Here is an 11,482-nt window from a genome sequence, read left to right as displayed (position 1 = left end):
TTGTATTAACAGATTACCTATGGATTACATGTTAAATTGGAGCAAGCAGAAACAGGAAAATATAGCGGAGGATAGCGAAGATAAGCAGGAAAACAGTGAGTTTAAACCGATGATTATTTTTATCCTGGTGATTTCTGCTTTACTGATTGCGGGGCTTTTGTTGCGGTAAACGCCCCTGGCTTAACCCCATAAGAGAAGAAAATATAGCCTTATATATTATATCAATTCTTTCGGCGGCATACCAATGTCAACTCAAATAATATGATCGTCATTTCGACTGTAGCCAATCGGCTTTTTCCGATGGCGAAATGGAGAAATCTATCTTACAGATTTCTCGACTGCGTTGCACTCCGCTCGAAATGACGATCCCATTAGAGCTCTCAGGCATGTCGGAACACCTAATTATAATCGCTAGCTAAACGCCCAGGCTTCCGACTCCGGACATCTGACCTCCGACTTTTTCAACCACCTCAGACAGCTAAGCACACCTAAGCAACGAGCGATAAATTAAGCACCCAAACTTCCGTCTACGGACGTCGGTCCTCCGACTTTTTCCGTACCTTTCGTCCATGCCTGCTGTACCGCATTTTCCAATCCTGGATATCAATGAATTTTCGCCTGACCAAAACCTCGGGAGTGATTTGCTGTACCATTATATTGAAGGTGAAAGGCATATCGAAAAGCCCCATAAACATGATTTTTTTCTGTTTATGCTTTTTGAACAAGGGAGCGGAAACCATAGCATTGATTTTGTAGATCACCCGGTTGAGCAATACCAGTTGCACCTGCTTTTTCCGGAGCAGATACACAAATGGGATTTGGGGCCCGATACGGTTGCCCATCAGATTATGATTAACCGGCAAATGTTTGAAACGCTGGCCAGCTCGCTACGGTTTTCGTTAATGCTGTACCAAAATTATCCGGTAATTAAGCTAAGTAAGACATCATTTGAGCAGATTTTACACGAAATGATACAGGTAAAGGTCGAAATGGAAGGTTCAAACCGTTTAGCTGAGATACTTACCGCCAGGCTCAGGCTTATTGCTTTAATGATTAGTCGCGAGGCAGAAACCATTTTTAACAAGCAAACCGTTTACCAAAGCAAGCCTGTTTTGTTTAAATACCTGGGGCTGATAGATAAGCATTATAAAAGCGAAAAACTTGTTTCTTATTACGCCGACCAGCTGAACATTTCTGCCAACTATCTCAATATCCTTTGCCAAAAGCATTTTCATGTTTCTGCTACTGCATTAATACACGAAAGGCTAATTCTCGAAACCAAACGGATATTACTCACTACCGAAAAACCCATCAAGGCTTTAGCTTTTGAGCTGGGCTTTTATGATTTAGCTTATTTCTCTAAATTTTTCAAAAAACATACTCGGAGTACGCCAAAGCAGTTTAGGGAACAATAGAAAGGTAAACCCAATCACACCTTATCAATTACCAACAACCAATAAACAATTTTCAGACGGTTTTGTGAATATGTAAAATTTAGACTATGGGTGTGACCAATGAACGAATGGCTAATGAACCAATCATGAATTACACCTTACAACCTCACCAAATACACAACAAACAATCTTCAAAAGCATACACTTTTAATAAATGATACAATTTTTAAGATAAATATTACGCTAATAAAAATCAGCGGTGTGTTATGTTTGTATTTCAGATTTTAACCACTATGATTCCACAATCCATCACCCGAAAAAACTTTATTAAAAGCTCTTCTATTTTATTGGCAAGCAGCTGCTTGCTTGCTACCGGAGAAGCCGATGCTGCTGAAAATTCGCTTAGCAAACCTGCGGGTAAAAACTATACTTTAAAAAATGTAAGGCTCGAAACTGGTTTTGAATATGACGGCGAAGATGTGATTCATACCAAAACCGAATTGTTTACTATTGAGATTGAAGACGGTAAAATAAAAAATATTACACCCAACCAACCCAATGCAAAGGCTATAGATGCCAAAGGCTGGTTAATGCTACCTGCATTTAAGGATATGCACATCCACCTCGATAAAACTTATTATGGTTTAGCGTGGCAGGCTCACCTGAAGAAAAACAGAAGTGTAAAAGATATGATTGCCTTTGAGCAGCAGATCATCCCGGATTTGTTAAAAACCTCAGTTACGCGTACCGAAAAGCTGATCGAACTCCTGCAATCATACGGAACAGGTTATGCACGTTCGCACGTAAATATTGAGCCTACATCCAAGCTCGACTCTTTAAAGCACCTGCAAACGGCTCTTGAACATAAAAAAGATTCGTTTGAGACTGAGTTAGTTGCTTTTCCGCAACATGGGCTTTACTATACACAATCGACCGAACTGATGAAAGAAGCGGCCAAAATGGATATCGATTTTATTGGCGGTCTCGATCCTACCAGTATTGATGGCGGCATAGAAAAACACATGGATTTTGTGATCCAGCTGGCACTCGATCATGGTAAAGGAATTGATATCCACTTGCACGAATCGGGCGAACCAGGTATTAAAACCATCGAATACCTGATTGCCAAGGTAATGGAAAACCCGGTATTGAAAGGTAAAACCTTCGTAAGTCATGCTTTTGCTTTACGTTACCTGGATAAAGCCAAAACAGAAGAAATTGCCGAAAAACTAGGCGCAGCTAAAATGGGAATTGCTTCGACCATCCCAATGACAGGCACTCCGATGCCGATTCCAACGCTGTATAAATATGGTGTAGATGTTGTGGCGGGGAATGATTGTATTGTAGACCATTGGAGCACTTTTGGCACAGGCAGCATTTTACAAAAAGCAAATGTTGCAGCTCAGGTTTATGGTTACCGTACTGAATTTGATCTTTCGCGAATTTTAAAACTGGCTACAGGTAATATTTTGCCATTAAGCGATAAAGGTGAAAGGCAATGGCCAAAAGCAGGCGATAAAGCCAATGTAGTACTGGTAGATGCCAGTTGCTCTGCTGAAGCGGTATCAAGGGTTTCGCCTGTTAAATCGCTGATTCAGGGAGGGAAAGTGGTATTTTAGAGAAGGTCAGTTGGCAATAAACAGTTGGCAGTTAGCAATAACCAATTCACAAGTACCAATAATCAATGACTAATACTCAATAACCAATTAACAATGACCAATGAACTAATGACCAATGAACCAATGAACTAATGACCAATGACCGATAATCAATGATTAAACTAAATTTAGAGTTGGGCGTTGTGTATCAGTTAACCAGTTTAAACAATTAACCGATTAAACTAGTTAACAGTTGGCAGTTTGTAGTTAGCAATAACCAATTTACAATTACCAATAATCAAATTGCAATAACCAAATGGGTGCATATAAATAGATTGCCACGCTGGCAAAAAAGCCAGTTCGCAATGACGATGGAGGTACAAGTGTAGTGGCTTGAATGGTTTAAAGTAATAGTTGTTCGCGAGAGATTTTGATCAGCTCGAGGGCGTTTTTTACGCCGAACTTCTGCATCAGGTTTCTGCGGTGGGTTTCGATGGTTAAAGGACTTACAAAGAGTAAATCGGCCATCGCTACTGTGGTTTTACCTTCTTCAATTAGTTTTAAAATCTGTTTTTCGCGTTTGGTAATTTTGGGTCGCGTACCCAGTTCGTTAACTGATGGCTTCAGCATAATGGCTTTTACTTCTTTGCTAAAAGCCATTTCGCCTTTTAAACAATCTTTTATACCGTTAATAATCTCATCAATCGGCGCATTTTTAAGCAGATAACCAGAGGCTCCGTTTTGCAACATTTGCATCATCAGCATCCTTTCCGTATGGTTACTTAAAGCCAGCACATCACATTGTGGTAAAAGCGACTTTATTTTTAAACAGAGGTCTACCCCATTTACATCAGGTAGCGAAATATCCAGAATAACAATATCGGCCTGGTTTTGCGCTAAAAAGGCCAATCCCGCCAGGCCAGAAGCAAAAGTGCCAATTACTTCAAAATCTTCTTCCCTTGCCAACAGGCTCTCCAATCCGGCTGATACTAATGGGTGGTCATCTATAATTATAATTCTGGTCTTTCTTACAGTATCAAACATCAAGCTCTATATTAATGGTAGTGCCCTCGTTTATGGTCGATGCAATATCGAAGCGCCCATTAAAATACTCGACACGCTTTCTGATATTAGCCAATCCGAGGCCATTTTTGAGGTTACTGCTTTCCACATCAAAACCTTTGCCATTATCTTCGGCTGTGATGTAAAAACGATGTTGGTTTTCGCTGCATTGCAATAAAATTTCGGTTGCTCCGGCATGTTTTAAGATATTGGCTAGGATTTCCTGAACAATGCGGTAAATACTTATCTGTTGCGACAGGCCAATCTCTTTACTGATATTAATGGCCTGAAAATCAACTTCCAGATCGCGATCCATTACGCTTTCGCAAAGCTCTTTCAAAGCAGCTTCCAAACCATAATTTAGCAGTGTTTGCGGCATCATATTGCGTGCAATATTCCTCAGCTCGTTTACTGACCCATCTAACTGGCTGATAATGCGTTGTAATTCAAAATCCTGTGTTTCCATATTTTTATTATACTTTGCCCAGCTTAATAAATTAATTTTTACACCTGCCAGCATTCCGCCTAATCCATCATGCAAATCGCGGGCTACCCGGTTGCGCTCATTTTCTTCGGCATCCAGCATGGCACGGGTAACTTCTATCTGTTGTTTTTGTGCCAGCTCGGTAGCCTGCTGTTTCAGGTTTATTTCGCGTTGCAAGGCCAGTTTTTTATAACTCCGGTAGTAAAAGAAAATGAAACCTGTAAGCACCAGTAACAAAACAATAGCCGCCGTAAGCAACCAGTTGGCTAAACGCTGGTTTTTTAAGGTGAGCAGATTTTGTTTCTTTTCAGCACTTAAACCGGCAATTTTCTTCTGATTTTCGGCCGCATGGTATTTAATTTCGAGCGTATTGATATCGCTTTTCAGTTTACTTTCATTAATACTATCACTTAGTGCCTTACTTTTTTTAAGCCAGTTATAAGCCTCCTTCATATTACCAGTTGCCTGGTAAAAAGCAGATAGCTTATTGAACGTAATCAGCCGGTTATCGGCCAGCGCATGAATTTCTTTTTGTCCGACCAGATGCAGTAATAAGCGCTCTGCCTCTGCATATTTATGTTGGGCGAATAACACGTCGTAGCGGTTAAAGGCCAGAGACTGTAAAGTATATTGATCTTCGATTTTAGTAGCCAGTTCAGTACCCTTTTCAATATTAGTCAGCGCAGCATCGTATTGTTTGATGGCAATGAGGTGCCAGCTCAAAACTTCGTGATATTTAAGCCAGAAAATTTCCATGTTGGAATGCGAAACCACACGAGCTGATTTGTTCAGCACAGCTTTGGCCAGATCGAGGTACCTTTTTGTTTGTGCAACATTATCCAGGTGGTAATAACTTTCGGCAGTGGTGAGGTAAGCGTTTACGAGTAAGTAAAGCTGGCCTGGTGGCGTGTGCTGAAAATATTTAATACCTGCTTCCGAATACTTTGCAGCCTTATCGTACTGCTCCAGGTTCATAAAAATGGTAGAGATAGAGATATATTCGGTACCGAGCTGTATATTATCTCCTCCTTTCTCAGAGAGCGGAAGCACCCGTTTAACCAGTATTTCAAGCGTAGCTTTTAAATCGTCTTTGTGCTGCTGTAATAAGGCGTAGTTATGCCACAGCATGGCGCGTTGCTTATAAGCGCGTTTGGTAGTAAAAACAGCGAATTCTTTATCGGCTTTTAAATAGTTGCTTTCGGCTTTGGCAGGGTCTTTCGCAGCATAGTAATCGGCCAGCAGGTAATAATAACGCCCCCTTAAGTAACGATAAGGCTGCCCGTATTTAATCCCTTTATTCAGGTAAGATAGCGTTTTGATCGAATCGCGGTCAACCCAATAATCCGAAAGTGTAAAGTAAATTTCGGCCCGCACACTATCCGATTGGGTTTTAACCGCAAGCTGGTTCAGGCTATCGAGGTATTTTTTATCCTGTGCCGGTAATTGCGCAGCTAAATGGAGGCTGAAAAGCAGAAAAGCAATCAGCCAGCTTATTTTTCTCATGCGCATAAAATTGCAGCCTTTAAATGGCAAACTAAAATTTCGTTAAAAAATACAGGAATACCAGTAGAAAAAAATACTGTTTTATGTCGATTGATGTGTTTTTGCCTATTGCCTTACTTTGTATCGATAAGTATAATTACTGTAAACATTACCATTTGATTAACAATTAAAAACAAAAACCCATGAAAATCCAGAGAAAAATAACACAGTTTGCATTGGCCATGATAGCTGTAACCGTGCTATTCTCATGTAAAAAGAAAAGTGATGATCCGGCAGCAAATGGCGGTAAAAAGGCAAAAATTACCATTACCCTATCAAGTGATTTTAAAAAAGCAGAAGGCGATTATTTTGATGTAGATGTTGCCGCTGGTCGCTCAGATGGTTCATCAATTGACTGGTTGGTAAACGGAGTAACCAAAAAAGGCACCGTAATTACCGTAGGTACCGATGATTTTAACGGCGGTAAAACCATTGTATTAGAATCGGCCAGTAATTTGTTTGCCGGTAGTGTTCAGTTTGGTGGTTTCGAATTCGGTGCAACTCCTTTTACAGTTGATTATAAAATCGAAGTAGATGGTAAAGTAATCGATCAGGGAACAGAAAAAATTGTAAAAGACAGAAGCCCTGTTTATACCAAATCATACCAGCTTTAATATTTAAGCGCTTTCATATGAACCGGTTCATTAAAATGGACCGGTTTTTTTATGCCTTTTACACCAAATTTATTTTGCTAATTGTTCCAGCCGGTTAAGGATAGCCAATTTATTTCTTAAAGCCTATCCTTTCGTTTGCCTAATAATTCACATAACTTTCCTCAAAAGTTCCATCGGCAAAAAGATCAATCAGGCCATAACCCGGTGCAGTTTCCCGTCTGTTTCCCTTCCACCAGGCACCCGATACGGCTCCATTACACAAATAGGTAACTCCATTGTAAATTACTTTATCGCGCATGTGCAGGTGACCACTTAAACAAAGCTTTACATTGGGATGCTGATAAAAAAGATTAATGATTTTGGCGGTATCGGTATGCATATCTCCGCCAAGCATGGTCCACTTATTTACAATATCATCTTCTATCATCAGTAAAGCCGTAAGTATGGGGATATGCGACATCACCAACACGGGTGTTTCTTTCGGCGTAGCCTTCAGTTCTTCACTCAGCCAGTTAAACTGCTCCTCGCCCAATTTGCCAATGTACCAGGTATTGTCGATATCCAGATGGGTGCTATCTAACACAATAAACTTCCAGCCCGCTTTTAAAAAACTATAATAAGGTTTGGCCAGTTGAAGCTTATCCATTGCGTATTTCTTACCGTAAAAGGCATCACCTTTGCTGTTTTCATTCCACCAGATATCATGGTTACCCAGGCAATATTGTGTTTGGATATTCGATTCGTTCATCACGGTATCCATAAACAATCTCCACTGGTCGTTTATTGTACTGATATTCTCTTTATTCATGTCGAATACCATATCTCCCCCATTTAAAACCAGGTTTACTTTTGGCGATTGTTGCTGGAGGTGGTGCAGGCATTTGCTAAACTTTTGTGGCGCACCAAAATCATTCTTTAAATGAATATCGGTTATATGTGCTACACGTAAAACTGGTTTCTGCTCCGCTACCGTTACTGCAGTACTTATTGATGGTAATAGTAAAAGTCCTCCTATATTTCTTAATGCTGTTCTTCTTTGCATGTATGTTGTTTTTGAATGCTGCAAATTTAAGTTCCGAATGTGTATTGAATGTTAATTCGAGATCGGTTTAGGCTAAAATAGCCACGGAAGCACAGAAAAACATTATTTTGTGTGCCTGGTGCCTTTGTGGTAAAAAACTATATAGAACCACCAAGACACAAAAGCACAAAGAAATTCCACGCTTCCGTGAGCTCCGTGCATCCCCCGCCTGAACGGCTGGGCAAGCGTGGCAACCTATAAAAAAATAGCCACGGAGACTCAGAAAGCACGGAAAAACAATAATTGGTGTGCTTCGTGCCGTTTTTAACGCAAAAAAGCGTTGCAGCTTTACTTGCAACGCTTTTCTAAATAAAACTATAGTTCTATTTCAGCTGATAAGCCTTAATAATCTTATCAAAAATGGTATTGTTTGGATATACGCCCATAAAAGCTTTAGCGCCCGGGCCATAAGCAAATACAGGCACCATAATATTGGTATGATCATCGGTACTGAAATTACCCCTCACCATTCCTTTTTGGTAGGAAGCATCGAGCAACGACAACCCACCTGTTTCATGATCGGCAGTAACAATAACCAATGTTTCTCCATTCTGGTCGGCAAATTTAAGCGCCTCGCCTACTAAACGGTCAAAATCCTGTTGTTCGGTTACGGCAAACGGCAAATCGTTGGCATGACCGCCATGATCAATTTGTGCCCCTTCAGCCATAATAAAGAAACCTTTTGGGTTAGCAGCAAGCAGTTGAATGGTTTTCTGCAGTGAAGTTTGCAGCATGTTGCCTCTACCATCTAGCACTTTTCGGGTAGCCGAATCGGCCAAAAGTACCAGTTGTTTACCAGTTTTAGCAGTTGCAAATTCATCCAGTGTAGAACGGTAGCTGTATCCTTTTTGCGCCAGCTTATCCATTAACCCGGCATCGGTATTGGCAATAAAACTTCTGCGGTTAGATCCTACTAAAATATCTACATGGCTGTTTTGCAAATCGGCAGCAATCTCCTTGCTCATGGTTCTTTCTATTTGCTGTGCGTAAAAAGCAGCAGGTGTGGCATCGGTAATGTCGCCGCTGCTAATAATACCGCTTTTTATCCCAAACCTTGCCAAAGTATCCGGAATACGGGTTAGTTTACGCCCCTGGGCATCTAAACTGATGTAACGGTTATTGGTTTTATGACCGGTGGCCATCGCCGTAGCGCCCGCAGCAGAATCGGTAAAATCAGAATTCGCGGCTTCGGTACGTGAAAAACCAATATGTTTCAGGTTAACCAAATTGGATAGGCCAAAGTTAGCACTAAGCCCTGCCTGAATCTGCGCCAGCCCCATACCATCGCCAATTAAAAGGATTACATTTTTGGCCTTTTTGGATGCACCATCGCTTTTGTAGTTAGGCTGATAAGGGACATAAGCCTTAGGACTGGTGTATTCCAGTTTAGGACGGTTCTGGTAAAAAGATTTTAAAGCATCAGGATGATCGGTTCCAATCCAGTCAACCCCCATACGTTCAAGTTCTTTCCAGGTATTCGGACTATCTTTGGTATTCCAGAAGCGGAAAGGTTTACCCATTTGATGCACCTTAGCCACTACAGCAGTAAGTTTTTGCAAATCTGGTGGTGTTGGCGTGCCTTTACCATTCCAAACGGTGTAATGCGCCAGATCTTGGCTAATCATCGCTATGCGCGCCAGTTGAGCAGTATTATACGTTTTATCCGGCCGGCCATCGAAAGAAATGATTTCAGCATAATCACTAAAATGATCGGCAGCTGGTACATCACCACTAATTACCAGTTTAATGGCATCGGGGTTTTGTTGCCAATCGAACAGGTTACCGTAAGCTTTAACAATTTCGATCAGTTTACTAAGGGCATGCTCGTGGTCTTCTTTAATGTCGATTACGAGCTGAAGCCGTTTTTTTGCATCGGGATAAGGGTGATTACCATTTTCTTTGTACAATGCCGCCAGCGGATCGAGATACAATTTCTGCAAGGTACGCCCGGGTTTAATTTCCGAGCGCTCGTGTGCAACAAATAATTCGCCATCGCGATAAAAAATATCAGCCTCAATTGAGCCCATACCCGCATAATATGCAGTTAGCAAGGGGATTTGCTGTTTATAATCGTTGTGGCTGTGTGCCTGGTTAGCGGTTAGTTTTTGCTGCGCATAAAGCGGCTGAATGCTTAAACCAACCATGCCCAGCAGGCACACTAAACTAAGTCTTTTTACCATCCTGCGTTTTGTTTAATCGTTCCCGCACTGTTATCAATCTCTCTTTGCGGAACTGCCCATACATCATGCACCTGTGGATTGAAACTTCTGGCTGGCCAGATTACAGTTCCATCAAAATCGTGCAAAGGTTTGGCGTAAGTAGCCTGTGCATCGCCCCAACGTACCAAATCACGGTGACGGTCTGCCCATTCTCCGGCCAACTCATTACGTCTTTCGCGTTTCAAATCATCAATCGTCATACCCGATTTGGTAGCAAGTCCTGCCCTTAGCCTGATTTTATTCAGTTCGGTATCACCCGCACCTGCACCGCTTAAATTAATTGCGGCTTCGGCTTTAATTAAGAGTACTTCTGCATAACGCATTAAAGGTACGTTTAAATCGGTTGTTCCGTTATCACCATTCGGGTTAACGTGCGTAGGGATTGGATTGGCATAAGAGAAAGGCTCCATGTATTTTTTAAACTGGTAGTTTGACGTTGCCCCTGCATCTTTGGTAAAGCTACGTTCGCTGCCAAAAAACATAAACTTATCGCCCGGTTTTAAAATGGTAGCCTCGCGACGCTGATCGCCTGCTTCGTACGAATCGTAAAGCTCTTTGGTAGGCAGATAATACCCCCAGCCATTGTAAATACCCCAGGCTTTATTGGTTAACATTACACCAGGCAATTTACTGCCCCAACCGGTACCACCACCACTTGGTGTACAAACTACCGACCAGATATATTCTTTAGACCAGTTATTTGAGGCTTTAAATACATCAGCAAAGCCGGTCATAATTAAATCATGCTGACCTGAAGTAATAACCATATCGGCATATTTTGCGGCATTGGCATAATCTTTTTTATACAAATATACCTTCGATAAATAAGCCCATGCAGCAGTTTTATGTGCCTTACCGTAATCGGTTGCTTTCATATCTTTAAAATACGGCAGGTTATCGGCAGCTTTTAACAGGAGCCCGATAATGTAATCGTAATTTTCGTTTACATTTTTGGCGCGTGGTACGGCAACAGCCGGATCAGCATCAGGTGTTACAATTGGTACACCAGCTTTATCGTTACCGTAGTTTGCTGCCAGCTGGAAATAAACCAAACCAGCATTAAAATAAGCATCGCCGACAATCTGTTTTTTAAGCGTTTCATCCATGTTAATCCCAGGCACATTGGTAATGATATCGTTAGCCCTTTTAATAATGGCATAACGCATACTCCACTGCGATTCGGTATAGCCACCGCCTATATAACTCCGGTTAAAGTTTTTGATGTTATCGGCCTCAGGCTTGTTACGGCCGGTTACCATGTCATCGCTGGCATTGATAAACCAGAACATACCACGGCCATAATAATCTTCTTCGTTATATTTTTCGAACATGCCGGCTTCTGCTTTAATAGCATCTTCTTTGGTTTTCCAGAAGTTTTGCGCCGATGGTGAACCCTCAGGTACGATATCGAGCTGTTTGGTGCACGAGGCAAAAAGGGTTGCAGCAACTACTGCCAGGTATTTTATATTCGTTTTCATTTTTTTGTGT

9 protein-coding genes are annotated in these 11,482 nt (G+C 41.4%); 4 read left to right on the top strand and 5 right to left on the bottom strand.

All coding sequences use genetic code 11. The annotated features are described in order from the left end of the window. The first annotated feature begins 19 nt into the window (after window positions 1-19). The 3 genes from OC25_RS27900 (at window position 20) to OC25_RS12470 (ending at window position 3,013) form a co-directional block, all read left to right on the top strand. A complete protein-coding gene (locus OC25_RS27900) occupies window positions 20-169 on the top strand; it encodes a hypothetical protein (RefSeq protein ID WP_156131463.1) in 150 nt (49 codons plus the stop codon). 400 nt (window positions 170-569) lie between these two features. Further along, a complete protein-coding gene (locus tag OC25_RS12475) occupies window positions 570-1,415 on the top strand; it encodes an AraC family transcriptional regulator (protein WP_039476514.1) in 846 nt (281 codons plus the stop codon). A gap of 245 nt (window positions 1,416-1,660) precedes the next feature. Next, the gene (locus OC25_RS12470; RefSeq protein ID WP_245221983.1) at window positions 1,661-3,013 is read left to right on the top strand and encodes an amidohydrolase; all 1,353 of its coding nucleotides are present in this window, start codon (window positions 1,661-1,663) and stop codon (window positions 3,011-3,013) included. A gap of 381 nt (window positions 3,014-3,394) precedes the next feature. On the opposite strand, the gene OC25_RS12465 is transcribed toward OC25_RS12470, so the two are convergent. Beyond that, window positions 3,395-4,036, bottom strand: coding sequence for a response regulator (locus OC25_RS12465; protein ID WP_039476512.1), 642 nt, complete (start codon window positions 4,034-4,036; stop codon window positions 3,395-3,397). Beyond that, window positions 4,029-6,041 carry a sensor histidine kinase gene (locus OC25_RS26930; RefSeq protein ID WP_167335395.1) on the bottom strand — a complete coding sequence of 671 codons (2,013 nt, stop codon included), beginning with the start codon at window positions 6,039-6,041 and terminating at the stop codon, window positions 4,029-4,031. Before OC25_RS26930 ends, OC25_RS12465 begins: the two co-directional genes overlap by 8 nt. A 182-nt stretch (window positions 6,042-6,223) precedes the next feature. Between OC25_RS26930 and OC25_RS12455 the strand changes: the two genes are divergently transcribed. Further along, on the top strand, window positions 6,224-6,694 hold the full coding sequence (locus tag OC25_RS12455) for a hypothetical protein (protein ID WP_039476510.1): 471 nt from the start codon (window positions 6,224-6,226) through the stop codon (window positions 6,692-6,694). 139 nt (window positions 6,695-6,833) lie between these two features. Here the strand turns inward: OC25_RS12455 and OC25_RS12450 are convergent, their stop codons facing one another. From OC25_RS12450 to OC25_RS12440, 3 genes are all read right to left on the bottom strand, one after another. Next, window positions 6,834-7,736, bottom strand: a complete 903-nt coding sequence (locus OC25_RS12450) for a metallophosphoesterase family protein (protein WP_039476509.1) — start codon at window positions 7,734-7,736, stop codon at window positions 6,834-6,836. A 362-nt stretch (window positions 7,737-8,098) separates the two neighbouring features. Next, entirely contained in the window at window positions 8,099-9,955 is a 1,857-nt protein-coding gene (locus tag OC25_RS12445; protein WP_039476508.1) for an alkaline phosphatase, read from the bottom strand. Beyond that, window positions 9,949-11,472, bottom strand: coding sequence for a RagB/SusD family nutrient uptake outer membrane protein (locus OC25_RS12440; protein WP_039476506.1), 1,524 nt, complete (start codon window positions 11,470-11,472; stop codon window positions 9,949-9,951). Before OC25_RS12440 ends, OC25_RS12445 begins: the two co-directional genes overlap by 7 nt. Between the last annotated feature and the right edge of the window lie 10 nt (window positions 11,473-11,482).

This window comes from Pedobacter kyungheensis, assembly GCF_000812965.1.
In the GTDB taxonomy this organism is placed as follows: domain Bacteria; phylum Bacteroidota; class Bacteroidia; order Sphingobacteriales; family Sphingobacteriaceae; genus Pedobacter; species Pedobacter kyungheensis.
Note: the sequence above shows the minus strand (reverse complement) of the source record. Positions and strands in the feature narration are given on the sequence as shown.